The organism is Streptomyces sp. NBC_01255, from assembly GCF_036226445.1.
Taxonomy (GTDB): Bacteria; Actinomycetota; Actinomycetes; order Streptomycetales; family Streptomycetaceae; genus Streptomyces.
The window spans coordinates 7,201,514-7,228,449 of the sequence record NZ_CP108474.1 but is presented as its reverse complement, the minus strand read 5'-3'; the positions used below and the strand labels follow the sequence as shown (position 1 = coordinate 7,228,449).

Annotated in this window: 24 protein-coding genes and 1 riboswitch; of the genes, 8 read left to right on the top strand and 16 right to left on the bottom strand. The window is 71.8% G+C overall.

The genetic code is table 11. The annotated features are described in order from the left end of the window. Positions 1-72: 72 nt before the first annotated feature. Positions 73-702, top strand: a complete 630-nt coding sequence (locus OG357_RS32785; RefSeq protein ID WP_329624557.1) for a uridine kinase family protein — start codon at positions 73-75, stop codon at positions 700-702. A 309-nt stretch (positions 703-1,011) separates the two neighbouring features. Next, positions 1,012-2,931 (top strand): AAA family ATPase, encoded by a 1,920-nt coding sequence (locus OG357_RS32780; RefSeq protein WP_329624556.1) that lies wholly within the window; start codon positions 1,012-1,014, stop codon positions 2,929-2,931. Here OG357_RS32780 and OG357_RS32775 read toward each other — a convergent pair. The 10 genes from OG357_RS32775 to ribD all read right to left on the bottom strand — a co-directional run bounded on the left by OG357_RS32775 (position 2,928) and on the right by ribD (position 11,567). Continuing rightward, positions 2,928-3,986, bottom strand: coding sequence for a hemolysin family protein (locus OG357_RS32775; RefSeq protein ID WP_329624555.1), 1,059 nt, complete (start codon positions 3,984-3,986; stop codon positions 2,928-2,930). The genes OG357_RS32780 and OG357_RS32775 overlap by 4 nt on opposite strands. Next, positions 3,983-5,431, bottom strand: a complete 1,449-nt coding sequence (locus OG357_RS32770; RefSeq protein WP_329624554.1) for a hemolysin family protein — start codon at positions 5,429-5,431, stop codon at positions 3,983-3,985. Before OG357_RS32770 ends, OG357_RS32775 begins: the two co-directional genes overlap by 4 nt. Positions 5,432-5,720: 289 nt before the next feature. Beyond that, positions 5,721-6,173, bottom strand: a complete 453-nt coding sequence (locus OG357_RS32765; RefSeq protein ID WP_329624553.1) for a PH domain-containing protein — start codon at positions 6,171-6,173, stop codon at positions 5,721-5,723. A gap of 44 nt (positions 6,174-6,217) precedes the next feature. After that, positions 6,218-7,066, bottom strand: coding sequence for an ATP phosphoribosyltransferase (gene hisG / locus OG357_RS32760; RefSeq protein WP_189804354.1), 849 nt, complete (start codon positions 7,064-7,066; stop codon positions 6,218-6,220). A gap of 63 nt (positions 7,067-7,129) precedes the next feature. Continuing rightward, positions 7,130-7,402: a phosphoribosyl-ATP diphosphatase gene (locus tag OG357_RS32755; protein ID WP_030551960.1), complete on the bottom strand. Its 273-nt coding sequence runs from the start codon at positions 7,400-7,402 to the stop codon at positions 7,130-7,132. Positions 7,403-7,436: 34 nt separating this feature from the next. Beyond that, positions 7,437-7,922: a 6,7-dimethyl-8-ribityllumazine synthase gene (gene ribH / locus OG357_RS32750; protein ID WP_024760819.1), complete on the bottom strand. Its 486-nt coding sequence runs from the start codon at positions 7,920-7,922 to the stop codon at positions 7,437-7,439. Between the two features lie 45 nt (positions 7,923-7,967). Then, on the bottom strand, positions 7,968-9,248 hold the full coding sequence (locus OG357_RS32745; protein ID WP_329624552.1) for a bifunctional 3,4-dihydroxy-2-butanone-4-phosphate synthase/GTP cyclohydrolase II: 1,281 nt from the start codon (positions 9,246-9,248) through the stop codon (positions 7,968-7,970). Then, entirely contained in the window at positions 9,245-9,838 is a 594-nt protein-coding gene (locus OG357_RS32740) for a nicotinamide mononucleotide transporter family protein (RefSeq protein WP_329625764.1), read from the bottom strand. Before OG357_RS32740 ends, OG357_RS32745 begins: the two co-directional genes overlap by 4 nt. 44 nt (positions 9,839-9,882) lie before the next feature. Further along, complete coding sequence (locus tag OG357_RS32735) at positions 9,883-10,491, bottom strand: riboflavin synthase (RefSeq protein ID WP_329624551.1); 609 nt, start codon at positions 10,489-10,491, stop codon at positions 9,883-9,885. A gap of 2 nt (positions 10,492-10,493) precedes the next feature. Continuing rightward, positions 10,494-11,567 (bottom strand): bifunctional diaminohydroxyphosphoribosylaminopyrimidine deaminase/5-amino-6-(5-phosphoribosylamino)uracil reductase RibD, encoded by a 1,074-nt coding sequence (ribD, locus tag OG357_RS32730; protein ID WP_329624550.1) that lies wholly within the window; start codon positions 11,565-11,567, stop codon positions 10,494-10,496. A gap of 175 nt (positions 11,568-11,742) precedes the next feature. Further along, positions 11,743-11,872, bottom strand: a riboswitch (FMN riboswitch). A gap of 243 nt (positions 11,873-12,115) precedes the next feature. Between ribD and OG357_RS32725 the strand changes: the two genes are divergently transcribed. Further along, complete coding sequence (locus tag OG357_RS32725; protein WP_329624549.1) at positions 12,116-14,497, top strand: chitinase C-terminal domain-containing protein; 2,382 nt, start codon at positions 12,116-12,118, stop codon at positions 14,495-14,497. A 181-nt stretch (positions 14,498-14,678) separates the two neighbouring features. Here OG357_RS32725 and OG357_RS32720 read toward each other — a convergent pair whose 3' ends face one another. Beyond that, positions 14,679-15,803: an ROK family transcriptional regulator gene (locus tag OG357_RS32720; protein ID WP_329624548.1), complete on the bottom strand. Its 1,125-nt coding sequence runs from the start codon at positions 15,801-15,803 to the stop codon at positions 14,679-14,681. A gap of 105 nt (positions 15,804-15,908) precedes the next feature. Between OG357_RS32720 and OG357_RS32715 the strand changes: the two genes are divergently transcribed. The 3 genes from OG357_RS32715 to OG357_RS32705 all read left to right on the top strand — a co-directional run bounded on the left by OG357_RS32715 (position 15,909) and on the right by OG357_RS32705 (position 19,434). Next, positions 15,909-17,132 carry an MFS transporter gene (locus tag OG357_RS32715; protein WP_329624547.1) on the top strand — a complete coding sequence of 408 codons (1,224 nt, stop codon included), beginning with the start codon at positions 15,909-15,911 and terminating at the stop codon, positions 17,130-17,132. Between the two features lie 109 nt (positions 17,133-17,241). Next, complete coding sequence (locus OG357_RS32710) at positions 17,242-18,642, top strand: uracil-xanthine permease family protein (protein ID WP_329624546.1); 1,401 nt, start codon at positions 17,242-17,244, stop codon at positions 18,640-18,642. Positions 18,643-18,714: 72 nt separating this feature from the next. Beyond that, entirely contained in the window at positions 18,715-19,434 is a 720-nt protein-coding gene (locus OG357_RS32705; protein ID WP_329624545.1) for a DUF5995 family protein, read from the top strand. 46 nt (positions 19,435-19,480) lie between these two features. Here OG357_RS32705 and OG357_RS32700 read toward each other — a convergent pair whose 3' ends face one another. Beyond that, complete coding sequence (locus tag OG357_RS32700) at positions 19,481-21,178, bottom strand: flavin monoamine oxidase family protein (protein WP_329624544.1); 1,698 nt, start codon at positions 21,176-21,178, stop codon at positions 19,481-19,483. A 59-nt stretch (positions 21,179-21,237) separates the two neighbouring features. Then, positions 21,238-22,044 carry a carbon-nitrogen hydrolase family protein gene (locus OG357_RS32695; RefSeq protein ID WP_329624543.1) on the bottom strand — a complete coding sequence of 269 codons (807 nt, stop codon included), beginning with the start codon at positions 22,042-22,044 and terminating at the stop codon, positions 21,238-21,240. 296 nt (positions 22,045-22,340) lie between these two features. Between OG357_RS32695 and OG357_RS32690 the strand changes: the two genes are divergently transcribed. Beyond that, complete coding sequence (locus OG357_RS32690; RefSeq protein WP_329624542.1) at positions 22,341-22,901, top strand: Repetin; 561 nt, start codon at positions 22,341-22,343, stop codon at positions 22,899-22,901. Between the two features lie 91 nt (positions 22,902-22,992). Here OG357_RS32690 and OG357_RS32685 read toward each other — a convergent pair whose 3' ends face one another. Further along, entirely contained in the window at positions 22,993-23,448 is a 456-nt protein-coding gene (locus OG357_RS32685; RefSeq protein WP_030204433.1) for an Lrp/AsnC family transcriptional regulator, read from the bottom strand. 10 nt (positions 23,449-23,458) lie between these two features. Beyond that, positions 23,459-24,949, bottom strand: a complete 1,491-nt coding sequence (locus tag OG357_RS32680) for an amino acid permease (RefSeq protein WP_329624541.1) — start codon at positions 24,947-24,949, stop codon at positions 23,459-23,461. A 489-nt stretch (positions 24,950-25,438) separates the two neighbouring features. On the opposite strand from OG357_RS32680, the gene OG357_RS32675 reads away from it, so the two are divergent. Continuing rightward, the gene (locus OG357_RS32675) at positions 25,439-26,452 is read left to right on the top strand and encodes a GDSL-type esterase/lipase family protein (RefSeq protein WP_329624540.1); all 1,014 of its coding nucleotides are present in this window, start codon (positions 25,439-25,441) and stop codon (positions 26,450-26,452) included. Here the strand turns inward: OG357_RS32675 and OG357_RS32670 are convergent. Beyond that, positions 26,424-26,933, bottom strand: a complete 510-nt coding sequence (locus OG357_RS32670) for a GNAT family N-acetyltransferase (RefSeq protein WP_329624539.1) — start codon at positions 26,931-26,933, stop codon at positions 26,424-26,426. The two genes, OG357_RS32675 and OG357_RS32670, sit on opposite strands and share 29 nt — an antisense overlap. Positions 26,934-26,936: the final 3 nt, after the last annotated feature.

The window sequence follows — 26,936 nt, the reverse complement described above, 5'->3', positions numbered from 1 at the left end:
AATATTGGTCTCGACCACTGGCGATGACACCTCCCTGACCTGCGGCGGTCCCCACTCCCCTACCCTGGGCCCATGAACGACCTCGACCGCGCGGCGCACGCCCTGCTCCGGCTCCCGCCCTCCTGCGGACCGGTCAGGCTGGTCGCGGTCGACGGCCACGCGGGCTCCGGGAAGTCCACCCTCACCGCCCGTCTCTCCACCGCCCTCGGCGGCGCCCCCGTCCTCCACCTCGACGACCTCGCCACCCACGAGGAGCTCTTCGCGTGGACGGAGCGGCTGCGGCGGCAGGTCCTGGAGCCGCTCTCCCGGGGCGAGACCGCGCTGTACCGGCCGTACGACTGGCACCGCCGGAGCTTCGGCGAGGCCCGCGCGCTGCCGCCGGCCCCGGTCGTCCTCGTCGAGGGTGTCGGCGCGGGCCGGGCGGAGGTGCGGCCGTTCCTGGCGTGGCTGCTGTGGATGGAGCGAGAGCCCGAGGAGTCCTGGGTCCGGGGGCGGCACCGGGACGGCCCGGAGCAGGCCGCGTTCTGGGACGGGTGGACGCTGGCGGAGACTCGCCATTTCGCCGAGAACCCCTCCCGGCCCTTCGCCGACACGCTGGTACGGGAGGGCCGAGAGAGGTACGACTGGCTTCCCGGGCCCTCTGTGACAGCGGGCCCGGACCAGATCATCACGTACCGTGACGGCTCCCTGTCCGTGAATTGAGGGTCCGAAAGTCCGCTTTCGCAAGTGCCTGAACACCGCTTGACCCAAGGGGCGTACAGGTCTTACGTTCTCAATGTGCGGCTTTTCGGAGCCGCCGCAGACACGAAGCCCCCGGTTGTTCCCCCGTGATCGGGGGCTTCGTTCTGCCCCCCATCACCCCCTCGGGGCCCCTGCGCGACCTCTGATGCTCACCCAGGGTCACTGCTTCCGGATCATGCGCTTCTCCTTAATGGCGCACCCCCTGCGCAGGTACGATGCCCGCAGGTGCGGTCAAATCCCGTCCATGCGAAGACGGTTGTGGGGGACCCGATGGACATCGGCACGCAGGGCTCACTGGCCCCCGCCGAGCTCGCCTGGCTGCGCGGAGTCGACGCCTACACGATGGGCGCCTATCCGCAGGCGGAGGACGAGTTCCGGACGGCGGTACGGATCGACCCCGGGATGGCGGACGCCTGGCTCGGGCTGCACGCGCTCCGGGTCGACACGACGACCGCGTTACTGCGCATGTACCGCAATCGAGAACGCTTCGGCGAGCAGCGCACCCGGCACCGCCGCACGCTGAACTCCTGGTACTGGCTGGGCTGGTGGGTCCAGCCCGTCCTGGAGAGCCCGCGCGACCTGCTGCTCGCCCACGCCTCCCACTGGCTCGACGGACGCCACGTACCGGAGCTGGACCGGGCCCTCGCCGGGCTCCCCCCGGTCGACACCGACCCGCAGGTCCGCTTCCTGCACGCCTGCCGCGCCTATCTCGTCAAGGACTGGGACCAGCTCGTCCGCCATACGGAGACCCTCGTCGACGACCCGCTGCTCGGCATCGAGGCGGGGCTCTTCGGCGGCATGGCCCGGGTCCGGCTGGAGATGTACGGCCAGGCCGAGCCGCTGCTCTCGGCCTCACTGATGCGCTGCCGCAGCGAACAGCCCCAGCGCAAGGAGCTCCGCTACTGGCTGGCCCGCGCCCACGAGGGCACCGGGCGCAGCGCCGCGGCCCTGCCCCTCTACCGGGCCGTGCACCGGATCGACCCGGCGTTCATGGACACGGCCGCCCGGCTCGCGGCCATCGCCGAGTACGACGGCTTCGAGGGGTACGACGGCGTGGACGACCCGTCCGGGCTCGCGACGGTCGCGCTCGGCACCGTCGGCGGCGGCCTCGGCCAGGAGACGGTGGACACCGCCCCGGCCGCCGACCCCGACGCCGGGACGCTGGGCGACGGGCTGCGGCTCGCGCCCGAACCCGTACCGCCGATCGCTCCCGTCACCCCGCCCGAGACCGTACGGCAGAAGACGCCGCTGCCCTCGCAGCCGGGCCCGCCGCGCTTCCCGGCCGGGCCCACCGATCCCGTCCTGCTCGCGGAGGCGCTCGCCGAGCTGGAGGGCATGGTCGGGCTCGACCCGGTGAAGCGCCAGGTCAAGGCGCTCTCCGCGCAGCTGGAGATGGCGCGGCTGCGCGCGGGCCAGGGGCTCCCGGTCCAGCCGCCCAAGCGCCACTTCGTCTTCTCCGGCCCCTCCGGCACCGGGAAGACGACGGTCGCCCGGATCCTGGGCCGGGTCTTCTACGCCCTCGGGCTGCTCGGAGGCGACCACCTCGTGGAGGCCCAGCGGGCCGACCTCGTCGGCGAGTTCCTGGGCCAGACGGCGGTCAAGGCCAACGAGCTCATCGACTCGGCGCTCGGCGGGGTGCTCTTCGTCGACGAGGCGTACGCGCTCTCCAACACGGGCTACAGCAAGGGCGACGCGTACGGGGACGAGGCCCTCCAGGTCCTCCTGAAGCGGGCCGAGGACAACCGCGATCACCTGGTGGTCATCCTGGCGGGCTACCCCGAGGGCATGGACCGGCTGCTCAGCACCAACCCCGGCCTGTCCTCGCGCTTCACCACGCGGGTCGACTTCCCCTCGTACCGGCCGCTCGAACTCACCGCGATCGGCGAGGTCCTGGCGGCGGCCAACGGCGACGGCTGGGACGACGAGGCCCGGGAGGAGCTCCGCTCGATCAGCGGGCACGTGGTCGAGCAGGGCTGGATCGACGAGCTGGGCAACGGCCGTTTCCTGCGCACCCTGTACGAGAAGTCCTGCGCCTACCGCGACCTGCGGCTCTCCGGCTACTCCGGCACGCTGACCCGGGACGACCTCGCCACCCTCCGGCTCGCCGACCTGATGCAGGCGTACGGCGAGGTCCTGTCGGGCCGCGGTCCGGTCGACCGCGGCCCCCAGCAGGATCCCCCGACGTACTAGGCGGGGGCGGGTGCCGGCGCGGGTGCCGGTTTCACGCGGTGGGCGGGGTCCCGGACCTCGCCCACAAGCATCTCCAGGACGTCCTCCAGCGCGACCAGGCCGAGGACCCGGCCCGAGCCGTCCGCGACCTGCGCCAGATGGGTGGCGGCGCGGCGCATCACGGTGAGGGCGTCGTCGAGCGGCAGCTCGGCGCGGAGCGTCGCCATCGGCCGCCACAGCTGGTGCGGCACGGCCCGCTCCCGCTCCTCCAGGTCGAGGACGTCCTTCACGTGCACGAAGCCCATGAAGGTGCCGCGCGCCTCGGCTCGGACCGGGAAGCGCGAGTAGCCGGTCCGCACGGTCAGCTCCTCGATCTCGCGAGGGGTGACGGACGGCGGGACCGTCACCAGGGAGGCCGGGGCGATGAGGACGTCCGTCACCGGGCGGCTGCCCAGTTCGAGGGCGTCCTCCAGGCGTTCCTGCTCGGCCGGGTCGAGCAGCCCGGCCTGTCCCGCGTCCTCGACGAGCCGGCCGAGCTGCGTCCGGGTGAAGACCGCCTCCACCTCGTCCTTCGGCTCGACCTTGAACGCCCGCAGGACGAGCCGGGCGCAGGCGCCCAGCGCGACCGTCACCGGCCGGCAGAGCCGGGCGAAGCCGACCAGCGCCGGGGCGAGCCGGAGCGCGGTCCGCTCGGGCGCGGCCATCGCCAGGTTCTTCGGGAGCATCTCGCCGATGACGAGGTGGAGGAAGACGACCGCGGCGAGGGCGATGACGTAGCCGAGCGGGTGGATCAGGCCCTCCGGGACCCCGACCGTGTGGAAGACGGGTTCGAGGAGACGGGCCACGGTCGGCTCGGCGACGGCTCCGAGGGTCAGCGAGCAGACGGTGATGCCGAACTGCGCGGCCGCCATCATCTGCGGCAGGTTCTCCAGACCGTGCAGGACCTTCTGGGCGCGGACGCCGCCGAGCGGTTCGATCTGGCTGCGACGGACGGAGACGAGCGCGAACTCGGCCCCGACGAAGAAGCCGTTGGCCAGCACCAGGAGGACGGCGAACAGCAGCTGGAGCGTGCTCATCGGACGCCCTCCGCGACGAGCGGGGCGGCGGAGTCCACCGCGACCGGATCGGTGTACGGCTCCGGGCCCGGGCCCGCTGCGACGTCCGATTCCAGGTCCGAGCCCCCTGCGAGGCCCCAGCCCGGGTCCGGGTCCGGGCCGGTCCGCACGAGCCGGACGCGCCCGGCCCGGTAGCGGTCGACCTGGCGCACCGAGAGCCGCCAGCCGGGGAGCTCGGCGCGGTCGCCGGGCGCGGGGATGCGCCCGAGGAGGTCGGCGACGAGCCCGGCCACGGTCTCGTACGGCCCGTCGGGCACGTCGAGGCCTATCCGGCGCAGGGTGTGGACCCGGCAGGAGCCGTCGGCCTCCCAGGCGGGCCGGCCGTCCTCGGCGGGGGCGGCGGCCAGCTCGGGGCGTCCGTCGGCGAGGGTGTCGTGCTCGTCGCGCACCTCGCCGACGAGCTCCTCGACGATGTCCTCCAGGGTGACGACGCCGGCCGTTCCGCCGTACTCGTCGACGACGACCGCGATCGGCTGCTCCCTGCGCAGCCGCTCCAGGAGGGTTTGGGCGGGCAGCGTCTCGGGGACGAGGAGCGGCGGGACCGCGATCCGGCCGACGCGGGTGCGCAGCCGGGCGTGCGGGGCGACGGCGAGCGCGTCCTTGAGGTGGACCATGCCGACGATCTCGTCGATGCGGTCGCGGTAGACGGGGAAGCGCGAGAGGCCGGTGGCCCGGGTGAGGTTGAGGACGTCGGCCGCGGTGGCGTCCCACTGGAGGGCGCTCACCTTCACCCGCGGGGTCATGACCTGCCCGGCGGTGAGGCCGCCGAGGGAGAGGGTCCGGACGAAGAGGTCGGCGGTGTCCTGTTCGAGCGCGCCGGCCAGGGCGGAGTGCCGGGCGAGCGAGACGAGCTCGCCGGGGGTGCGGACGGAGTCCAGCTCGTCGGTGGGCTCGACGCCCAGGAGCCGGACCAGCCGGTTGGCGACCCGGTTGAGCAGGGCGATCACCGGCCGGAAGAGCGCGGAGAAGCGGCGCTGCGGGGTCGCGACGAAGCGGGCCACCTGGAGCGGCCGGGAGACCGCCCAGTTCTTCGGTACGAGCTCGCCGACCACCATCTGGACGGCGGAGGCGAGCAGCATCCCGATCACCACCGCGACTCCGGAGACGGCCCCTTCGGGCAGTCCCGTCGCGGTCAGCGGCCCGTTCAGCAGCCCGGCGAGCGCGGGCTGCGCGAGCATGCCGACGACGAGCGAGGTGATCGTGATGCCGAGCTGGGTGCCGGAGAGCTGGAAGGACAGCTCGCGCAGCGCGGTGACGACGGTGCGGGCGCGCCGGTCGCCGGCGGCCGCGGCCCGCTCGGCCTCGGCGCGCTCGACGGTCACGAGACCGAACTCGGCGGCCACGAAGAAGCCGTTGGCGAGGATCAGGAGAAAAGCCGCGGCGAGCAGCAGGAGGGAGACGATCATGCCGCCGCCTCCGGAGAGGGGGCGGCGCAGGTACTACCGGACGATCCGTCCATTGCTGGAGGGAGTCACTCCTCGGGTCGAAGGGTGGCCCCGCGGGCCGCGACCGCGGCCCTGCACACGCGAGGCGGTGGTGCCGCTCGGCACCACCGCCTCCAGAGTAGTCACGCGAACGCCCCGCGGGGCAGGGGGTCGGCCCCGGATGGGGGACGGATCCGGGTTCTCCCGCCCGGGATCCGTTCGCCGACCGTTCGGCCGTACGATCGACCGTCCGTTCGCCGGGGGCCGGGTATCAGACCCGCTCCGCGACCGTTCCGCGGCTCTCGGCCAGGGCCCGCAGGGCGCGGGCGTCCCGGATCGCCGCTTCCTTGGCGATGCCCGGCTGGATGCCGAGCACGGGCAGGCTGGTGCCGTCGCTCAGGTCCAGGAAGACCCACGGGTCGCCGGGGCGGAGGTTGACCTTGAGGATCTCCGCCCAGGCGAGCCGCCGGGCCCGGGTGATGTTGACGACCGTGACGCCCTCGTCGTCGGCGACGACCTTCGGGCGGCTCAGCATGACGAGGACCCCGAAGAGCAGCGCGGCCGTGAAGACGAAGCTGACGCGCTCCCCCGGTCCCAGCCGCTCCAGCATCAGGGCGACGGCCGTGATGACCACGAACATCACGGTTCCCACGGTCAGCAGGACGGCCCGGGTGCGCCCCGGCCGGAAGGTGACCGGGAGGGCGGGCAGCGGTGACTCGGACATCGGGGTCTCCTCCGTGCCTCGGGGGACGTACGGGCCGGCCGCCGTCAGAGGCGGCAGGCGTGGATGGCGGTGGTGAGGATGGCGCGCGCGCCGATCTCGTACAGGTCGTCCATGATCCGCTGCGCCTCCTTGGCGGGGACCATCGCGCGGACGGCGACCCACCCCTCGTTGTGCAGCGGGGAGACGGTCGGCGACTCGAGGCCCGGGGTGAGGGCGACGGCCTGCTCCAGGTGCTCGGCGCGGCAGTCGTAGTCCATCATCACGTACGAGCGGGCGACCAGGACGCCCTGGAGGCGGCGCAGGAACTGCTGCACCTGGGGGTGGTCGTCCGTGGCGCCGTGGCGGCGGACGACGACGGCCTCGGAGGTGAGGATCGGCTCGCCGATGACCTCGAGACCGGCGTTGCGCAGGCTGGTGCCGGTCTCCACGACGTCCGCGATCACCTGGGCGACGCCCAGCTGGATCGCGGTCTCGACCGCGCCGTCCAGGTGGACGACGGAGGCGTCGATTCCCTGGTCGGCGAGGTGCTTGGCGACGATGCCCTCGTAGGAGGTCGCGATGGTCATGCCACCGAAGTCCTCCGGGCCGTTCGCGGTGCCGGGCCGGGTGGCGTAGCGGAAGGTGGAGCGGCCGAAGTTCAGCGCGAGGATCTCCTCGGCGCTGGCTCCGGAGTCCAGGAGCAGGTCACGGCCGGTGATGCCGATGTCCAGCTTCCCGGAGGCGACGTAGATCGCGATGTCCTTCGGCCGCAGGTAGAAGAACTCGACCTCGTTGTCGGGGTCGATGACGACGAGCTCCTTGGACTCCTTGCGCTGCCGGTAGCCGGCCTCATGGAGCATTGCCGACGCAGGTCCGGAGAGGGAACCCTTGTTGGGAACGGCGATGCGCAGCATGGGGTGAGCTTCCTTTGCCTGGGAGTGGTGGGGAGACCGAAAAGTCGTGCTCGGAGTTCGTGCTCAGAGGTGGGCGTAGACGTCGTCGAGCGAGATCCCGCGGGCGACCATCATCACCTGGACGTGGTACAGCAGCTGCGAGATCTCCTCGGCGGCCGCTTCCTTGCCCTCGTACTCGGCGGCCATCCAGACCTCGGCGGCCTCCTCGACGACCTTCTTGCCGATGGCATGGACGCCCTTGTCCACCAGTTCCGCGGTGCGGGAGGTGGCCGGGTCGCCGGTCTCGGCCTTGAGCTTGAGCTCGGCGAAGAGCTCTTCGAAGGTTTTGTTCGCCATGATGGTCCTAGGGTACGGGGTGGGGATGTGCTACCTAGCGCCAGGGTTCGCTGACCGTGCGCAGCGTGGTGGCGGTGGCGACGGCGGCGGTGACCGCTTCGTGGCCCTTGTCCTCGGAGGAGCCTTCGAGGCCGGCCCGGTCGAGGGCCTGCTCTTCGTTGTCGACGGTGAGGACGCCGAATCCGACGGGTACGCCGGTGTCGATCGAGACCTGGGTGAGGCCGTGGGTCACGCCCTGGCACACGTACTCGAAGTGCGGGGTTCCGCCGCGGATGACGACTCCGAGCGCGACGATGGCATCGTAGCCGCGCCCGGCGAGGACCTTCGCCACGACCGGGAGCTCGAAGCTGCCGGGGACGCGCAGCAGCGTCGGCTCGTCGATGCCGAGCTCGCTGAGGGCGCGCAGGGCGCCGTCGACGAGGCCGTCCATGATCTTCTCGTGCCACTGCGCCGCGATGACCGCGACCCGCAGGTCGCCGCAGTTCTTCACACTGAGGACGGGTGCGCCCTTGCCGCTCATGTCTCTCCTTGAACCTTGAACCGTGAACGTACGAAAGGTGGGGGATTACTGGTTGCCGCAGGTGGAGGCCGGGGAGCCGTCCAGCCAGGGCAGGTCGTGGCCCATCCGGTCCCGCTTGGTGCGCAGGTAGCGGAGGTTGTGCTCGCCGGCCTGGACCGGCATCGGCTCGCGGCCCTCGACCCTGAGGCCGTACCGGGTGAGGGCCTCGATCTTGTCGGGGTTGTTGGTCATCAGGCGCAGGCCGCGGACGCCGAGGTCGACGAGGATCTGGGCGCCGGCGGCGTAGTCGCGGGCGTCGGCGGGCAGCCCGAGCTCCAGGTTGGCGTCGAGGGTGTCGCGGCCCTGCTCCTGGAGCTCGTACGCGCGGAGCTTGGAGAGCAGGCCGATCCCGCGGCCCTCGTGGCCCCGCAGGTAGACGACGACGCCGCGGCCGGCCTCCTGGATGCGGTCCATGGAGGCCTGGAGCTGGGGGCCGCAGTCGCAGCGCAGCGAGTGGAAGATGTCGCCGGTCAGGCACTCGGAGTGGACCCGCACGAGCAGGTCCTCGCCGTCGCCGATCTCCCCGTGGACCAGGGCGACGTGCTCGACGCCGTCCACGGTGGAGCGGTAGCCGTACGCGGTGAAGTCGCCGTGCGCGGTGGGCAGCCGGACCTCGGCCTCGCGGCGGACGGTCGGCTCGGCGGAGCGCCGGTAGGCGATCAGGTCCTCGATGGAGATGATCGTGAGGCCGTGCTTGCGGGCGAAGGGGACCAGCTCGGGCAGGCGCAGCATGACGCCGTCCTCGCCGGCGATCTCCACGATCGCGCCGGCCGGGCGGAGGCCCGCGAGGCGGGCGAGGTCGACGGCGGCCTCGGTGTGGCCGTTGCGGGCGAGGACGCCGCCGGCCTTGGCGCGAAGCGGGAAGACGTGTCCGGGGCGGACGAAGTCGGACGGCTCGTGGCTGCCGCTCGCCAGCATCCGCAGGGTGGTGGCGCGGTCGGCGGCGGAGATGCCGGTGGTGACGCCGTGCGCGGGGGACGCGTCGACGGAGACGGTGAAGGCCGTCCGCATCGACTCGGTGTTGTGCTCGACCATCTGCGGGAGCTGGAGGCGCTCCAGCTCCTCGTCCTCCATGGGCGCGCAGATCAGACCGCGGCACTCGCTCATCATGAAGGCGACGATCTCGGGGGTCGCCTTCTCGGCGGCGATGACGAGGTCGCCCTCGTTCTCGCGGTCCTCGTCGTCGACGACGACGACGGGGCGCCCGGCGGCGATGTCGCGGATGGCCTGCTCGACGGGGTCGAGGGCGAGGTCGGTGGCGTCCCAGAGGGGAAGGGCGGCGCTCATGCGTGTGCTCCTTCCAGAGCGGCGGAGGTCGTGCGCGTCCGGAGCCACCAGTCGCGCATGCCCCAGATGACGAGGGCGAAGTAGATGACGTAGACCAGGCCGGAGAAGGCGAGGCCGCTGTTGAAGGCGAGAGGGACGCCGACGAGGTCGACGAGGAGCCAGGCGAACCAGAACTCGACGAGGCCGCGGGCCTGGGCGATCATCGCGACGAGCGTGCCGACGAAGATGTACGCGTCGGCCCACGGGCTCCAGGAGAGCGACGGGTAGAGGGTGAAGAGCCCGCCGACGGCAAGGGTGCCGGCGACCGCGCCCGCGAGGAGCAGACCGCGCTCCTTCCAGGTGGCGAAGCGGACGGCGATGGAGCCGTCCTGGGCCTGCTGCCTGCCGCGGTTCCACTGCCACCAGCCCCAGGCGGCGACGCCGATGACCAGGAGCTGCTTGCCGACGCCGCCGGAGAGGTGGGCGGAGGCGTAGGCGCCGACGAGGATCAGGCCGGAGAGCAGCTGGGCGGGCCAGGTGAGGATGGAGCGGCGCCAGCCGAGCGCGAGGGCTATGAGTCCGATCGTGTTGCCGATCATGTCGGACCACATGATGTGCTGGTCGAGGACGGTGAACGCCTCGGAGTTGAGCCAGTTCACTTGCCGTTCTCCAGGGCGTTCGGGCCGAGCAGTCGCTCGACGTACTTGGCGATGACGTCCACTTCCAGGTTGACCGGGTCGCCGCTCTTCTTGATGCCGAGCGTGGTCAGGGCGAGGGTGGTGGGGATGAGGCTGATGGTGAACCAGTCGTCGGCGACCTCGACGACGGTGAGGCTGACGCCGTCGACCGTGATCGAGCCCTTCTCGACGACGTAGCGCGAGAGGTGGGCGGGCAGGCCGACCTTGACGAGTTCCCAGTGCTCGGACGGGGTCCGGTCGAGGATCGCGCCGGTGCCGTCGACGTGTCCCTGGACGATGTGGCCGCCGAGGCGGTCGCCGACGGCCATGGGCCGCTCCAGGTTGACCCGGGAGCCGGCTTCGAGGGCGCCGAGGCTGGACCGCTTGAGGGTCTCGGCCATGACGTCGGCGGTGAACTCGCCGTCGCCGAACTCGACGACCGTGAGACAGACACCGTTGACGGCGATGGAGTCGCCGTGCTGGGCGCCTTCCGTGACCAGGGGGCCGCGCAGCCGGAAGCGGGAGGCGTCCTCCAGCTGCTCGACGGCGACGACCTCGCCCAGTTCTTCGACGATTCCGGTGAACACGGTCAGCGCTCCTTGGGGGTGGCGGTGATACGGAGGTCGGGGCCGATGCGTACGGTCTCGGTGACGTCGAGCCGCAACGCTTCGGTGATGGTGCCGATTCCCGCGTCGGCGAGGGCGTGCGGGCCCGCGCCGAGGAGGACCGGGGCGAGGTAGCCGACGACCTGGTCGACAGCGCCCGCGGCGACGAAGGCGCCCGCGAGGGTGGGTCCGCCTTCGAGGAGGACGGAGCGGACGCCGCGCTCGTGCAGGGCGTCCAGGAGGGCGGGTACGGACAGGCCGCGCCCGGCCCTGGGAAGGCGTACGACGTCGGGCAGGCCGGTCTCGGCGTCCTCGGCGATCGCGATCAGCGTGGGGGCCTCGTCGTCGAGGACCCGGGCGCCGGGCTTCACGGCGGTCGCCTCGGTGTCGACGACGACCCGCAGCGGCTGTACGGCATCCTCGATGCCGCGTACGGCCAGATGGGGGTCGTCGGCGCGGGCGGTGCCGGAGCCGACGACGACGGCGTCGGACTCGGCGCGCAGCCGGTGGACGTCGGCGCGGGACTCGGCGGAGGTGATCCAGCGGGAGGTGCCGTCGGCGGCGGCGATCCGGCCGTCGAGGGTGGCGGCGTACTTCCACCGGACGAAGGGCCGGTTACGGCGTACGGAGGTGAGCCAGGCGATGTTGACCGTCTCGGCCTCGTCCTCCAGGAGACCGCCCGCGACCTCGACGCCCGCGGCGCGCAGGGTGTCGGCGCCGCCGGTGGCCTGCGGGTTCGGGTCGCCGACCGCGTACACGACCCGGCTGACCCCGGCCTCGATCAGGGCCTGGGCGCAGGGGCCGGTGCGTCCGGTGTGGTTGCAGGGTTCGAGGGTGACGTACGCGGTGCCGCCGCGGGCCAGGACGCCGGCCTCGCGCAGGGCGTGGACCTCGGCGTGCGGGCCGCCGGCGCGCTGGTGCCAGCCCTCGCCGACCGGGTGTCCGGAGGCGTCGGTGACGACGCAGCCGACGACGGGATTGGGGCTGGTGGCGCCGAGTCCGCGTGCGGCGAGCTCGACGGCTCGGTGCATGGCGGTGATGTCGGCCTGCTGGGCCACCGGGTCCTCCTGCCTCTTCGGGCACGGACTCCGGGGCCTGTCGATGACGACAGAGAGCGGGAAGGACGCCTCGCGCAGGGTGCGCCGAGGCCGCTGTCCCACGGGTACGCCGATCGTTTCCGACACGGCGACCAGCGGACGTACGGCTGACACACCCCTGGAAAGGAGTCACCCGCCGCGCACTGCCTCCCATCCGGACTTTCACCGTCGGTCCAGGAGTTTCACCTGGTCAACCGGCCGCTGGCTGCGGACGGGTCGCGGACTATACCGCCGGTTCGGAATTACACCGACCCCGGAGTGCGCTGCTGCTGATACAGGGCCAGTGTGCCACGGCCCGTGACCGGCCATACCGGCGAGGCCATGTGGCCTGGCTCACATGGGACCATTCCCACCTTCCTTGGTCCAGACCTATTGACGCACTGGTCTAGTCCTCTTAATCTCCGTGTCAACTTCGAGGTACCGGTCCGACGGTGTGCGCACTCCCCGGGCCCAACACGACCCACCCCCTTGTTCGTTGTGTTTTTCCACCTCCCCAGGAGGAACCGATCGTGTTGTCCCCCACCACGAAAAGAGCGTCACTGCTCGCTTCCGGCGCGGCCGTCGCCGGTCTGCTGCTGAGCTCGCTCTCCGGCGGCGTCTCGTACGCGGCCGACAACGAGTCCTGTCGGCCCGACGGGCTGTACAAAACCCCGGGCGTCGACGTCCCGTACTGCTCGGTCTACGACGCCGAGGGCCGCGAGAAGATGGGCGCGGACCACCAGCGCCGGGTCATCGGCTACTTCACCGGCTGGCGCGACGGCAAGAACGGCCAGCCCGCGTACCTGGCCAAGGACATCCCGTGGGAGAAGATCACCCACATCAACTACGCCTTCGGGCACATCGGGAGCGACAACAAGCTCTCCGTGGGTACGGACGGCCCGAACAACGCGGCCACCGGGATGACCTGGCCCGGTGTCGCGGGTGCCGAGATGGACCCGGCGTACGCGTACAAGGGGCACTTCAACCTGCTCAACAAGTTCAAGAAGCAGCACCCGAACGTCAAGACGCTGATCTCGGTCGGCGGCTGGGCGGAGACCGGCGGCTACTTCGCGGACAACGGCGACCGGGTGAACTCCGGCGGCTTCTACTCGATGGCCACCAACGCCGACGGTTCGGTCAACCAGGCGGGGATCGACACCTTCGCGGCCTCGTCCGTCGACTTCATCCGCAAGTACGGGTTCAACGGCGTCGACATCGACTACGAGTACCCGACCACGATGAAGGACGCCGGCAACCCGCTCGACTGGCAGCTCGCGAACGCGCGCCGCGCCGGACTCGTGCAGGGCTACGCGGCCCTCATGAAGTCCCTGCGCGAGAAGCTGGACGTGGCCGGCGCCGCCGACGGCAAGCACTACATGCTGACCGTCGCCGCCCCCTCCTCCGGCTACCTGCTGCGCGGCATGGAGACCTTCCAGATGCAGAAGTATCTGGACTACGTCAACATCATGTCCTACGACCTGCACGGCGCCTGGAACGAGTACGTCGGGCCCAACGCCTCGCTCTTCGACGACGGCAAGGACGGCGAGCTCGCCGCCGCCAACGTCTACGGCTCGGCTCAGTACGGCAACATCGGCTACCTCAACACCGACTGGGCCTACCACTACTTCCGCGGCTCCATGCCGGCCGGCCGCATCAACATCGGCCTGCCCTACTACACCCGCGGCCACAAGAACGTCCAGGGCGGCACCGACGGTCTGTGGGGCAAGGCCTCCGCGACCACCTGCCCGGCCGGCGCCGGTCTGACCAAGTGCGGTGACGGCGCCGTCGGCATCGACAACCTGTGGCACGACAAGGACACCAACGGTGTCGAGTCGCCGGCCGGCTCCAACCCGATGTGGCACGCCAAGAACCTCGAGAAGGGGATCGTCGGCGACTACGTCACCCAGTACGGCTTCCCGGCGAACACCACCCTGACCGGCACCTACGCCCGCAAGTACGACTCGACCCTGGTCGCGCCGTGGCTGTGGAACGCCGAGAAGAAGGTCTTCCTTTCCACCGAGGACGAGCAGTCCGTGGCCGCCAAGGCCGACTACGTGGTCGACCGCGGCATCGGCGGCACCATGGTCTGGGAGATGGCCGGCGACTACGCCTGGAACGCCGCCAAGGGCCAGTACGAGATGGGCTCCACGCTCACCTCGCTGATGTACGACAAGTTCAAGGCGGCCACCCCGTACGGCGCGAAGAAGTCCAACAAGGCGCTGCCGACCCAGGCCGTGAACATCGACACCCAGTTCACCGAGTTCAAGCTGGGCGACTCGAACTACCCGATCACCCCGAAGATCAAGATCACCAACAACACGGCGACGGCGCTGCCGGGCGGCACCGAGTTCCAGTTCGACTACGGCACCTCGGCGCCGAGCAACGCCTCGGACCAGTCGGGCTTCGGCACGAAGGTCATCAGCAGCGACCACACGGGCGGCAACGTGGGCGGCCTGAAGGGCGACTTCCACCGCGTCTCCCTGAAGCTCCCGGCCTGGCAGTCGCTGGCCCCGGGCGCCTCGGTCGACCTGTCGTTCAACTACTACCTGCCGGTGTCCACCCCCTCCAACTGGACGGTGAACATCAACGGCACGACGTACGCCCTCGCCGGTGACCTGGCGCGCGGCGCGACGGTCGTGGAGCCCGGCTCCACCACGCCGCCGACCACCCCGCCGACCACGCCTCCCACCACCCCGCCGACGACCCCGCCGACCACTCCCCCGACCACGCCTCCGACGACGCCGCCCACGGGCTGCGGCTCGGTCCCGGCGTACGTGGCCGGCACCGTCTACAACGCGGGCAACGAGGTCTCCCACAACGGCCGCAAGTACAAGGCCCAGTGGTGGACCCAGAACGAGACGCCGGACACGACCGGCGACTGGGGCGTCTGGAAGGACCTCGGCGCCTGCTGAAGCGCCGGCTGACGCACCCCCTCCGAAAGACCCCCGGCGGCGGATTCTCACGGCCCTTGGCCGCCGCCGGGCTCCCACCGCGCCGCGCCCCCCTGTCCGGGGCGCGGCGCTCCCGCGTTCCAGGCCGGGGGTGCGTCCTGCGTTCTGCCTTCTCTGCCTTCTGCCTTCTGCCTTCTGCCTTCTACGGGAACAGCTCGTCCTGGGCCGCGTCCCTGGCGAGGAGGAGGGCGCCGCGGAGGACGGCCGTGTCCCCGAGGGCCGTGGGGCGGACCTCCGTACGGAGCGGGGAGAGCCGCGCGGCCTCGGCCTCCACCCGGGCCGCGAGCCCCGTGCCGCCCTGGTGGCCGGTCTCGCCGCCGAGGACCACACAGCCGGGGTCCAGGACGGAGGCGACCGCGGCCGTGCCGACGGCCAGGCGGCGGGCGAGGGCGTCGAGGAAGGGACCGTGTCCCGAGCCGAGCGCGGTCTCCGGGTCGAGGCCGTGCTCGACTGCCAGGGCCTCGACCGCTGCGGTGCAGGCCAGCTCGTGGAAGCCGCCGTCGCAGCCGGTGGCCGAAGGGAGCCCGGAGGTGCCCGGCACGGGCAGGAAGCCGATCTCGCCGGCGCCGCCCGAGGCCCCGCGGCGCAGCCGTCCGTCCAGGACGACGGCGGCGCCGACACCCTGGCCGAGCCAGAGCAGCACGAAGTCGTCGCGGTCGCGGGCGGCGCCCTCGCGGAGCTCGGCGAAGGCGGCGAGGTTGGTCTCGTTCTCGACGAGGACGCGGGCGGGCAGCCGTTCCTGGAGGACGGCGACCAGGCGGCGGTGCCAGGCGGGCAGTTTCGCGGAGTCGCGCAGCTCGCCGGTGGCCGGGTCGATGAGCCCGGGGGCGCCGACGGCCACGGTGTGCAGCCGGTCGACGCCGGCCTCCTTCGCGGTGCGCTCCAGGAGCGTGACCGCCTTCTCCACGGCCGGGCCCGTGCCGCCGTCGTCGCCGACGGGCGCGGAGGCCTCGGCCAGGGTGACGCCGAGGAGGTCGGAGACGGTCACCGAGACGGAGCGGGTGCGCACGTCGAGCGCGGCGAGGTGCGCGCGGTCGGCCACGATGCCGTACAGCTTGGCGTTGGGGCCGCGACGCTCCGCCCCTGACTCCCCGACGACATGGACGAGCCCGGACTCCCGGAGCCGCTCGACGAGGTCGGCGACGGTCGGGCGGGAGAGTCCGGTGAGCGTCTTGAGCTGAGTGGCCGTCAACGGGCCCTCGTCCTGGAGCAGTCGCAGGGCGAGCCGGTCGTTGATGGCCCGCGCGGTGCTCGGGGATGCGGCCATGCGGCGATCCTCTCAGACTCGAATCCGTGCGGACTCCCCTTGCGGGCTATTTATCAGGCAGGGTCCCTGATAGTTTACCGCCACACCACGACACAGGGAGGGCACATGGCGGCGGAGACCGTCTTCAGCACCGAGCGACTGCGGCGGGCACGCTTCGCCGTCGCCGCGGTCTTCTGCGTCCACGGCGCGGTGACCGGCAGCTTCGCGACGCGCATTCCGTGGATCCAGGAGCACGCGGGCGTCAGCGCCGGACAGCTCGGGCTCGCGCTCGCCTTCCCCGCGCTCGGCGCCTCCCTCACGATGCCGCTGGCCGGCGCCATCAGCCACCGCTTCGGCGCCCGCACCGCCCTGCGCGGCCTGCTCGCCCTGTGGACGCTGGCCCTGACCCTGCCCTCGCTGGCGCCGAACGTCTGGGGGCTGTGCGGCGTGCTCTTCGTGTACGGCGCGACGGCGGGCATGTCCGACGTGGCGATGAACGCGCTGGGCGTCGAGACCGAGAACCGGATCGGCAAGTCCATCATGTCGAGCCTGCACGGCATGTGGAGCGTGGGCGCGCTGCTCGGCTCGGCCGCCGGCACGGTCGCCGCCCACCTCGGCGGTGACGCCCGGATCCACCATCTGATCGCGGCCCTGACCCTCACCGCGCTCGGCCTGTTCTTCTGCCAGGGCGTCCTGGACGTGGTCGGCACCCCGGACGAGGAGGCACCGCCGCGGTTCTCGCTGCCGCCGAAGTCCGCGCTGGTCATCGGTGCGATCGGCTTCTGCGGGGTGTTCGCGGAGGGCGCCAGCCTCGACTGGTCGGCCGTCTACCTCCGGGACGAGCTGGGCAGCTCGGCCGGGCTCGCGGCCGCCTCGACGACCGCCTTCGCGCTGACGATGGCCGTGGCCCGGCTGGCCGGCGACCGCGTCGTGGACCGCTTCGGCGCGGTCCGTACGGTACGGGTCGGGGGCGCGGTCGCCACCCTCGGCGGGCTCATGGTCGTCCTCGCCCCGCACGCCGCCGTCGCGATGGCCGGTTTCGGTCTCATCGGCCTCGGCGTCGCGGTCGTCGTCCCGCTCGCCTTCGCCGCCGCGGCCCGCAGCGGCCCGAACCCGAGCCAGGCCATCGCGGGCGTCGCCACCATCACGTACACCTCGGGTCTCATCGCCCCCTCGGCGATCGGCGGCATCGCCGACGCGACCTCGCTCGTCTTCTCCTTCGGCCTGGTCACCCTGCTGGCCGTGGGTCTTGTCCTCGGCGCGGGCGTGCTCAGGCCCGGTGCGCGCGCGGCGGCGGCGTCGGCCCCGGCGGACGGCGCCCCGGCGAAGAGCTCCGGCCCGGTCGCGTAACGGCGGTCGCACGACGGAGAACGGTTCCGGCAGGCCGCGGCGCATACCATGTGGCTGATCTTTTGCGGTCACGACACGGCCGCCGGAACCTCGGAACGGGAGCGACCTCATGAACCTCGGCGTGCGCTGGACCTTGCACGGCGACGGGAGAACACCCGCTCCCGGGGCCGTCGTCCGGCCGGACGAGCGGCTCTCCTGGCCCCGTACCGTCGGCCTCGGCGCCCAGCACGTCGTCGCCATGTTCGGGGCGTCCTTCGTCGCCCCGGTCCTGATGGGTCTGGACCCGAACCTCGCGATCATGATGTCCGGTGTCGCGACCGCGATCTTCCTCCTCGCGACCCGTGGCACCGTCCCGTCCTACCTGGGCTGTTCGCTGTCCTTCGTGGGTGTCGCCGCCGCCATCCGGGCCTCGGGCGGCACCAGCGCCACCGTGACCGGCGCGGTCCTCGTCGTCGGCGCGGTGCTCTTCCTCGCGGGTCTCGCGGTACGGAAGTTCGGTGCGCGGATCATCCACGCGGCGATGCCCCCGATCGTGACCGGTGCGGTCGTCATGCTGATCGGCTTCAACCTGGCCCCGGTCACCGCGTCGACGTACTGGCCGCAGGACCAGTGGACGGCTCTCCTCGTGATGCTGTTCACCGGTCTGGCCGTGGTCTGCCTGCGCGGCTTCTGGTCCCGGATCGCGATCTTCCTCGGCCTGATCTTCGGCTACGGCATCTCCTGGATCTTCGACCTCGTCTTCGGCAAGATCCACTCGATGTCCCCGAGCGGTCAGGTCACCGACCACTGGCGGCTCGACCTCTCCGGCGTCTCGCAGGCCGACTGGATCGGCCTGCCCTCCTTCCACGGGCCGAGCTTCGAGTGGTCCGCGATCCTGGTCGCCCTGCCCGTGGTCATCGCGCTGATCGCCGAGAACGCCGGACACGTCAAGGCCGTCGGCGAGATGACCGGGGACAACCTGGACGACCAGCTCGGCACGGCGATCGCCGCCGACGGCGCCGCCTCGATGCTGTCGACGGCCGTGGGCGGCCCGCCGAACACCACGTACTCCGAGAACATCGGCGTCATGGCCGCCACCCGGGTCTACTCGACCGCCGCCTACTGGGCCGCGGCCGGCTTCGCGCTCCTCTTCGGCCTCTGCCCCAAGTTCGGCGCGATCGTCGCCGCCATCCCCGGCGGGGTACTCGGCGGCATCACCGTGATCCTCTACGGCATGATCGGCCTGCTCGGCGCCCAGATCTGGATCAATGCCAAGGTCGACCTGCGCAACCCGCTCAACCTGGTCCCGGCCGCCGCCGGCATCATCATCGGCGTCGGCGGCGTGAAGCTCACCTTCACCGACACCTTCGAGCTGGGCGGCATCGCGCTCGGCACGATCGTCGTGATCACCGGCTACCACGTGCTGCGGGCCTTCGCCCCGGCCCACCTCAAGGAGCAGGAGCCCCTCCTGGACTCCGGCACCAGCTCGTACGAGAGCACCTCCGACGAGGATCCGCTGTCGAAGAACTGAGTGATTCGCCCGTTCTGGGTAAGCCGGGCCCAGGGAGTTCCCTCCCGGCCCGGCGACTGGAAGCCTGCCCCCATGGCGCAGACCCAGCAGATCGGGCAACCCCTCGCTCACCACCTCGGGCCGTTCCTGGCGGTCGACCCCGTGGTGGACCGGATGCGGACACTCCGTTCCACCTGGCATCCGGCCGACGGGGTCGCCGTCTTCAACCGGGTGTACCTGACGGTCACCGAGGAGATCGGCCACGCCATCGCGGCTGGCACCTTCGCCGACCGCACGGCGGCCGCCACCCTCGACGTGCGCTTCGCCGAGCGCTACCTCACGGCGGTCGACACCGTCGCCACCGGCGGCCCGGCGCCCGCCTGCTGGCGGCCGCTCTTCCGCTACCGGCGCCATCCCGGCGTACGTCCGCTGCAGTTCGCGCTCGCCGGGATCAACGCCCACGTGGGCCACGACCTGGCGCTCGCGGTGGTCGACACGTGCCGCGCCCTGGAGTGCGCGCCCGCCGACCTGGAGGACGAGTTCGACCGGGTCGGCGACATCCTCGTCCTCCTGGAGGAGCGCATCAGGGAGGAACTGATGCCGGGCCCGGACCTCCTGGAGATCGCGGACCCGCTGACGCATCTGCTCGGCTGCTGGAGCCTGGACCGGGCCCGCGACGGGGCCTGGCTGGCGGCGCGCTCGCTCTGGCAGCTGCGCGGGCTGCCGGAGCTGGCCGAGGAGTTCACCGAACGGCTCGACCGGTCGGTGGGCCTGGTGGGGCGGATGCTGCTCACGCCGCTCACCAGGCCGTGACCCGTACGGGCGGGATCCGTACGGCGGGGAGCCGTACGGCCGGGACTCAGTCCTCCGGCAGCTCGACCGGGGCGATGTCCTCGTAGACGTCGCCCGGACCCGGGTTGGTGGCGTCGGTGCCGCCGCCGAAGTGGTGCATCACGCCCCACACCGCGTTGAGCGCCGTCTGCACCGCGCCCTCGGCCCAGCCGGCCGTCCAGGAGATGTCGTCGCCCGCGAGGAAGATGCCCCGCTTGTCCTCGGGCAGCCGCTCCTGCATGAAGTGCGTGAACAGGCGGCGCTGGTAGCGGTAGTGGCCCGGCAGGTTCGCCTTGAAGGCGCCCATGAAGTAGGGCTCGTTCTCCCAGGAGACCGTCACCGGGTTGCCGATGATGTGCTTCCGGATGTCGACCTTCGGGTAGATCTCGCCGAGCGACTTCAGCATGACCTCCATCCGCTCGTTGGCGGAGAGCGGCAGCCACTTCAGGCTGTCGTCGCACCAGGTGTACGAGAGGCAGATCGTGGCCGGCTTGTCCGGGCCGTCGTCCAGGAGGTACGTGCCGCGGGTCATCCGGTCGGTGAGCGTCATCGACATGACGTCCCGGCCGGTCTCCTCGTCCTTGTCCAGCCAGAACGGCCTGTCGACGGGGACGAAGAGCTTCGAGGACTCCATGTAGTGGGTGCGCTCGATCGCCGTCCAGTGGTCGATCGGGAAGAGCGAGTCGTCGCAGGCGATCTTGGAGAGCAGCATCCAGGACTGGGCGGTGAAGATCGCCGCCGGGAAGGTGCGGATGTCGCCGGAGGCGTCGGTGACGGTGATCCGGTTGCCGGCGGTCCGGTTCAGCCGGGTCACGGCCGGCTTCGGGGTGCCCTCGTGCAGGGAGCTGAGCGAAGTACCCGGCGCCCAGTGGACGATCTTCTCCGGCTCGCGCTCCCACAGGCGCAGCGGCAGCTGCTGCGAGCCGCCCACGATGCCGCGGTGGTGGTCGTCCGCCTCGGTGTAGACGACGCGGAGGATCTCCAGGATGGAGTTGGGGAAGTCGGTGTCCCAGCCGCCGGTGCCGAAGCCGACCTGGCCGAAGATCTCGCGGTGCCGGAAGGACTTGAAGGACTCCGACTCGCAGAGGAAGCCGTAGAAGGTCTGGTTGTCGAGCTTCTCGACGAGCTTCGACCAGATCTCGCGGATGCGCGGGACGTCGCGCTCGCGCATGGCCTGGTTCATGTCGGAGAAGTCGGCGCCCTCGTCCAGGCAGGCGTTCCACGCGTTCATCACGTCGCGGTAGACCTGCGGGAGGTCGTCGACGGTGGTGGCGTAGTGCGACTCGCCCTTGAGGTCGACGACGGTCGAGGGGGTCGACTCGGCAAGCGGGTTCGGGAAGGGCGTGGTCTCCAGGCCGACGAGGTCGATGTAGTGCTGGAGCGCGGTCGAGGACGGCGGGAAGCGCATCGCGCCCATCTCCGCGGTGAGGCCCTCGGTGGCGGTGCCCTCGAAGCCGACGGTCCGCAGCCGGCCGCCGATCTGGTCGGCCTCGTAGACGACGGGCTTGAGGCCCATCTTCATGAGCTCGTACGCGGCGATGATGCCGGAGAGCCCGCCGCCGATGACGGCGACCTCGGTGCCGTGCTCGGTGGCCGGTATCTGGCCGAGACCGGCCGGGTGGGCCAGGAAGTCGTCGTACGCGTACGGGAAGTCCGGACCGAACATGGTGATCGGCGGCTGGCCGTCGCTGTGGGGGACGGCGGTCGTGGGCACCGTGGACGTCATGGGGTACGGACTCCTTGCACGGAAAAGAAAGACGAGGCAGGTCGGGGGGTGGGGACGGCTCAGACGAGGGGGCCGTAGAGACCCGGGCGCCGGTCGCGGAGGTAGGGGTTCTCCGCGCGGGAGGCCGCCAGGAAGTCGGTGTCGACGTCGCCGAAGACGAGGTCCTCGCCGCGCCCGGCACGGGCCCGAGCGGTACCGTCGGGGCCGGCCAGGGCGGAGAGGCCGACGAACTCGAAGGCGCCCTCGGAGCCGGTCCGGTTGGCGTACGCGATGTAGAGCTGGTTCTCGAAGGCGCGGACCGGCACCACGGACAGGGGCACGATCTCGGCGGGGTGCATCAGCGCGGTCGGTACGAGGAGGAGGTCCGTACCCGCCAGCGCGTGCGCCCGTACGTTCTCGGGGAACTCGACGTCGTAGCAGATCATCACGCCGACGGTGAGGCCGTCGACCTCCGCCTGGACGACGGCCTGGTCACCGGGGGTGAACCACGTCAGCTCGAAGTCTCCGAAGAGATGGGTCTTCCGGTACTGCGCGAGCGGGACGCCGTCGGCGCCGATGAGCTGCGCCGAGTTGTACAGGACCCCGTGCCGCTCGGTGTCGCGCTCCGGGTAGCCGTAGCCGACGGCGAGGCCGTGGCGCACGGCGATCGCCGCGACGGCGCGGGCGGAGGGGCCGTCGGCCGGCTCGGCCAGGCGCGCGATGTCGGCGCCGATGGCGTACCCGGTGAGGAACAGCTCGGGGGCGAGCAGCAGGCCCGCTCCGGCGGCCGCGGCGCGGGCGGCGGCCTCGTCGAGGATCTTGAGATTGGCGGCCACGTCACCGAGCTCGCCGGAGCTCTGGAGCAGGGCGGTGCGCAGCGCGGGCATGAGCGATCCTCGGGGGGGGGTCGGAGTACAAGGGGAAGACGTCAAAAACGGTACGGTTTCGCGCTCCGTCCGGACAAGGCGGGAGCGTTGCGGACCGACCGTCGAACCATTGCGCGATCCACGGCCACCGTGGCGATTCGTTGCGTACGGCTCCGCCAGGGGTCGTACGGCTCCCCCGCCGCGCGGCGGAGACGGGAACCGTCCTGCGGCGCGACGCCCCGGCGCGGCCTGAGCGGAAGAGTGGTCCTCGTCCGGACGACCTGCCGGACGACCTGCCGAAAGGACCGGGAAAGACCATGAACCGTCGTACGAAGACCGTCGCCGTCGCCGCCGCCGTTCTGCTCACCCTGGGGGCCGGGGGCATGGCCGCGGCGGACGATGCTCCCGCCCCGGCCGCGGCCTCGGCCACCGTCAAGGAGGCCGCCGCGCTGACCGGCACCGCGAAGCTGTACCGGCCGGCCGGGGACGACATCACCTTCACATTCGACGCGCACCTCGCCGAGAAGAACCGGCAGGATCCGATGAAGGCCACGGGCACGTTCCGCTTCAGCCACTACAAGGGCGACTGGGGCGGCTACGCGGAGGTGAAGGTCGACTGCCTCACCACGGGCGGCAAGGTGGCCGTCGTCTCCGGTGTCGTCACGAAGACCGATGTGAAGGAGTTCCGGAAGGCCCGCGTCGGGGTCACCGTGCACGACGACGCCAACGGCGACCGGCTGGGCTACACCTGGATGACCGCCGACCCGCAGAAGGACAAGGTGCCGCCGTGCATCAGCGGCGCGCCGTTCGAGAAGGTCAAGGAGGGGACGGGCGACTTCAAGGTCGTGCCCTGGGAGTTCGTCTACCCGACCGAGTAGACCGCCCTACGGGGGTGGGCGGGCGAAGGGCGGTGCGGGAACCACGGCCCGCACCGCCCCGACCGCCGGTGCCCCGCAGGACCGAGCAGTGCTACGCGGGCGAGCCCGAGGAGAAGCGCCGCAGCAGCGGCGAGAGCACCAGGACGGACTTGGTGCGCTCCACGAAGGGCTCGCCCGCGATGCGCTCCAGGACGCGCTCGAAGTGGCGCATGTCCGAGGCGAAGACCTGGACGACGGCGTCCGCGTCACCGGTGACGGTCGACGCGGACACCACCTCGGGATACCGCTCCAGACCTCGCCGGATGTCGTTCGGCGAGGTGTTGTGGCGGCAGTAGATCTCGACGAAACCCTCGGTCTCCCAGCCGAGCGCCGCCGGGTCCACCCGTACGGTGAATCCGGTGATGGCGCCCTCGGCCCTGAGCCGGTCCACGCGCCGTTTCACGGCGGGTGCGGAGAGACCGACCAGCGAGCCGATGTCGGCGTAGCTGCGGCGGGCGTCTTCCGCGAGGGCGTGGACGATGCGTTCGTCGAGGTCGTTGAGTCGCACTACGGGTGGATCACTTCTCTGTCGATGCCGCTGATTCTGCGGGCGCCGCGGTGGCCAGTCGGGAACGGCGCATTCCGTACAGGAAGTAGAACACGAGCCCGGCGGCCATCCAGCAACCGAAGACCGTCCAGGTGGAGGCGCCGAGGCTGAACATGTTGTAGACGCAGAAGCCGAAGCCGAGGACCGGGAAGAGCCAGCCGAGCGGCACGCGGAACGTGCGCTTCATGTCCGGGCGGGTCTTGCGCAGGATCACCACCGCGATGTTGACCAGCGCGAAGGCGAAGAGGGTGCCGATGCTGGTGGCGTCGACGAGCTCGCCGAGCGGGATGGCGGCCGCGAGGACACCGCAGAAGATCGACACGATCACGGTGTTGACCCGCGGGGTGCCGGTCTTGGGGCTGACCTTCCCGAAGACCTTCGGGACGAGGCCGTCGCGGGACATGGCGAAGAGGACTCGGGTCTGGCCGTAGAGGACGGTCAGGACGACGCTCGCGATGGAGATGACGGCGCCGGCGGCGAGCAGCGTGCCCCAGAAGGTCTGGCCGCTCACGTCGTTCATGATCGCGGCGAGGGAGGCCTCGGAGCCCTCGAAGTCCTTCCAGTTCCACGCGCCGACGGCGACGGCGGCCACGAGGACGTACAGGGTGGTGACGATGATCAGCGAGAGCATGATCGCCCGCGGCAGGTCGCGCTGCGGGTTCTTCGCCTCCTCACCGGCGGTGGAGGCGGCGTCGAAGCCGATGTACGAGAAGAAGAGGCTGGCGCCGGCGGCGCTGACCCCGGCCATGCCGAGCGGCATGAAGTCGGAGTAGTTGCCGGACTTGAAGCCCATGAAGCCGATGGTGCAGAAGAGCACGAGCGCGGCGATCTTCACGACGACCATGATCGTGTTGGCGCGGGCCGACTCCTTGGCGCCGCCGAGCAGGAAGACCATCGCCAGCAGGACGACGATCAGGGCCGGCAGGTTGATGATGCCGCCCTCGCCGGGCGCGGAGGAGAGCGCGTCGGGGATGGTGACGCCGATGGTGCCGTCGAGGAGTTCGTTGACGTACTCGCCCCAGCCGACGGCCACGGCGGCGACGGAGACGCCGTACTCCAGGACCAGGCACCAGCCGCAGACCCAGGCGACGAGTTCGCCCATCGTTGCGTACGCGTACGAGTAAGAGGAGCCGGCGACCGGGATGGTGCCGGCCAGCTCGGCGTACGAGAGGGCCGAGAAGAGCGCCGTGAGGCCGGCGATCACGAAGGCCAGGGTGACCGCGGGGCCGGCCTGCGGAACGGCGTCGCCGAGGACGACGAAGATGCCGGTGCCGAGCGTGGCACCGATGCTGATCATGGTCAGCTGCCACATGGAGAGCGAGCGGCGGAGGCTGCCGCCCTCACCCTGCCCACCCTCCATGACCAGGCGTTCCACCGGCTTGCGCCGGGTGAGTGCGCCGAGCGCGGAGGTCTTGGGGGTGGTCGTGTCGACGACCGGTGGGGCTGCGCCGTGGTCCAGCACTGCGGAGGCTCCTTATCGCTGCCTGTAGGCGGTGGGACGACCACGGCGGCTCGTGGGCATGCCGAAGCAAGCCCACGGGGAAGGGGAACCGCCGAGCAGGCGGTCGCCGCCACTCCTGGTACGGGGCACGAGCCTAAGGGGCTGAGGTTCGCAGTCGTAATGCAGGGTTGTTGCGCACTGCCGGATGATCATTGCGCGCTCGCGGCGCAGACGGGGAAACATTGCGCGCCCCTGCATGAATCGGCACATTGGGGGCCTGAGGCTCACTCCGCGTACGAGTACGCGGGGCTCGGCCGAGGCGGTCGACGCGTCGCGTGCGCGGGCCGGCCGAGGCGGTCCACGCGTCGCGTGCGCAGGCCGGCCGAGGCGGTCCACGCGTCGCGTGCGCAGGCCGGCCGAGGCGGTCCACGCGCGCGTGCACGTGCCTTGACTCCTCGTGCCCCATGACCCACGCTGCGAGCCCCCGGAAACCCACGATCGGAGGCCTCGGTGGGCTGGCTCGCCCCGGCGCCCTTCCTGCGCGGCACGGCCTGGCTCGACGGGGACCGGCCCGTGCGGGCGGATCCGGCCGACCTGGAGCGGCTCCCGTGGGACATCGCCGAGCGGGCCGCGCTGCCCATCGGCGTACGCATCGAGTTCACGGCGGAGCCCGGGACGCGGGCGCTGGAGCTGCGCTACCGCGCGGCCGTCCCGGAGCCGGAGGACCCGCTCGCCGCGCTGCGCCACTGCTTCGCGCTCTGGCAGGGCCGGCGGCTCGTCGGCGAGACCTGCGCCGTCCCGGCGCCGGAGGGCACGGTGAGCCTCCCCCTGCCCCCGTACGGCGGCGTCTTCACCGTCCACCTCCCCGAGGGCCAGTCACCGGTCCCGCTCGCCCTGCGGGCCGTCGGCGGCCGCCTCTCCCCCGCCCCGGTCCGGCCCCGCTGGCTCGTCCACGGCGACTCGATCACCGAGGGCTGGTGGGCGACCCGTCCCGCGCACTCCTGGCCCGCCACGGCGGGACGGCTGCTCGGGCTCGACCCGGTCAATCTGGGGTACGCGGGCGGGGCGCGCGGCGAGCTCCCCCTGGCCGAGCACCTCGCGCGGCTCCCGGGCGAGGTGGTCACCCTCGCCTTCGGCACCAACTGCTGGTCCCGGGTGCCCGCGACCGCGGACTGGCTGTACGCGACCGTCCGGGCGTTCGTGGGCCTGGTCCGGCGGGGCCATCCGGACACCCCGCTGCTGATCGTCTCGCCCGTCCTGCGCCCGGAGGCCGAGCACACCCGCAACGTCCTCGGAGCCACCCTCACGGAGCTGCGCAGGGCCATGGAACGCGCGGGCCGCGACCTGGCGGCCGAGGGCGACGGACGGCTCCTGGTCCTCCCGGGGCGCTCCCTGCTCGGCCCCGAGCACCTGGCGGACGGACTCCACCCGAACGACGGGGGTCACGCCCGGATCGCGGCGGCGGTGGCGGAGGCCTTGCGCCCCCACGTACCGGTCAGCCGCCCGGTGTCTCCAGCGGCCTGACCAGGAAGGTGCACGCGTCCGCGCACGCGTGCGTGCGGCCCGCCTCGTCCGTCCAGCCGTAGCGGTCGGTGTAGGTGACGACGGGCTCGTAGCCGAGGCGCGCGTACAGCGCCGCCGCCCGCGGGTTGTCCTGGCCCACGCCGAGCCCCATCGCCGTCCCGCCGCGCTCCCGCACCAGCTCCTCGGCCGCGCGGACCAGCGCCGTACCGATGCCCTGTCCGCGGAGCCCCTCGGGCCACACGTCCAGGCCGTTGAGTTCGGGGCAGTCGCCGACCACGGCCCGTACCTCGGGCGCGGCGCAGCCGTCCCAGCGCACCTGCCCGTGACCGACCGGCACGCCGTCGCGCCAGGCGAGGAGATACGTCCCGGCCCCGTCCTCCTGGCGCGCGAACCGGTCGGCGTGCCGGCTCGGAGCCCCGGGGTTGGGGATATGACGGTCGAGCAGGGGCACGTCGGCGGCGCGGCAGGGCCTGATCTCCATGCG

Coding starts and splice junctions, on each gene's coding strand:
- OG357_RS32785 (WP_329624557.1), top strand. CDS start 73: ATGAACGACCTCGACCGCGCGGCGCACGCCCTGCTCCGGCTCCCGCCC.
- OG357_RS32780 (WP_329624556.1), top strand. CDS start 1,012: ATGGACATCGGCACGCAGGGCTCACTGGCCCCCGCCGAGCTCGCCTGG.
- OG357_RS32775 (WP_329624555.1), bottom strand. CDS start 3,986: ATGAGCACGCTCCAGCTGCTGTTCGCCGTCCTCCTGGTGCTGGCCAAC.
- OG357_RS32770 (WP_329624554.1), bottom strand. CDS start 5,431: ATGATCGTCTCCCTCCTGCTGCTCGCCGCGGCTTTTCTCCTGATCCTC.
- OG357_RS32765 (WP_329624553.1), bottom strand. CDS start 6,173: ATGTCCGAGTCACCGCTGCCCGCCCTCCCGGTCACCTTCCGGCCGGGG.
- hisG (WP_189804354.1), bottom strand. CDS start 7,066: ATGCTGCGCATCGCCGTTCCCAACAAGGGTTCCCTCTCCGGACCTGCG.
- OG357_RS32755 (WP_030551960.1), bottom strand. CDS start 7,402: ATGGCGAACAAAACCTTCGAAGAGCTCTTCGCCGAGCTCAAGCTCAAG.
- ribH (WP_024760819.1), bottom strand. CDS start 7,922: ATGAGCGGCAAGGGCGCACCCGTCCTCAGTGTGAAGAACTGCGGCGAC.
- OG357_RS32745 (WP_329624552.1), bottom strand. CDS start 9,248: ATGAGCGCCGCCCTTCCCCTCTGGGACGCCACCGACCTCGCCCTCGAC.
- OG357_RS32740 (WP_329625764.1), bottom strand. CDS start 9,838: ATGTGGTCCGACATGATCGGCAACACGATCGGACTCATAGCCCTCGCG.
- OG357_RS32720 (WP_329624548.1), bottom strand. CDS start 15,803: ATGGCCGCATCCCCGAGCACCGCGCGGGCCATCAACGACCGGCTCGCC.
- OG357_RS32715 (WP_329624547.1), top strand. CDS start 15,909: ATGGCGGCGGAGACCGTCTTCAGCACCGAGCGACTGCGGCGGGCACGC.
- OG357_RS32710 (WP_329624546.1), top strand. CDS start 17,242: ATGAACCTCGGCGTGCGCTGGACCTTGCACGGCGACGGGAGAACACCC.
- OG357_RS32705 (WP_329624545.1), top strand. CDS start 18,715: ATGGCGCAGACCCAGCAGATCGGGCAACCCCTCGCTCACCACCTCGGG.
- OG357_RS32700 (WP_329624544.1), bottom strand. CDS start 21,178: ATGACGTCCACGGTGCCCACGACCGCCGTCCCCCACAGCGACGGCCAG.
- OG357_RS32695 (WP_329624543.1), bottom strand. CDS start 22,044: ATGCCCGCGCTGCGCACCGCCCTGCTCCAGAGCTCCGGCGAGCTCGGT.
- OG357_RS32690 (WP_329624542.1), top strand. CDS start 22,341: ATGAACCGTCGTACGAAGACCGTCGCCGTCGCCGCCGCCGTTCTGCTC.
- OG357_RS32670 (WP_329624539.1), bottom strand. CDS start 26,933: ATGGAGATCAGGCCCTGCCGCGCCGCCGACGTGCCCCTGCTCGACCGT.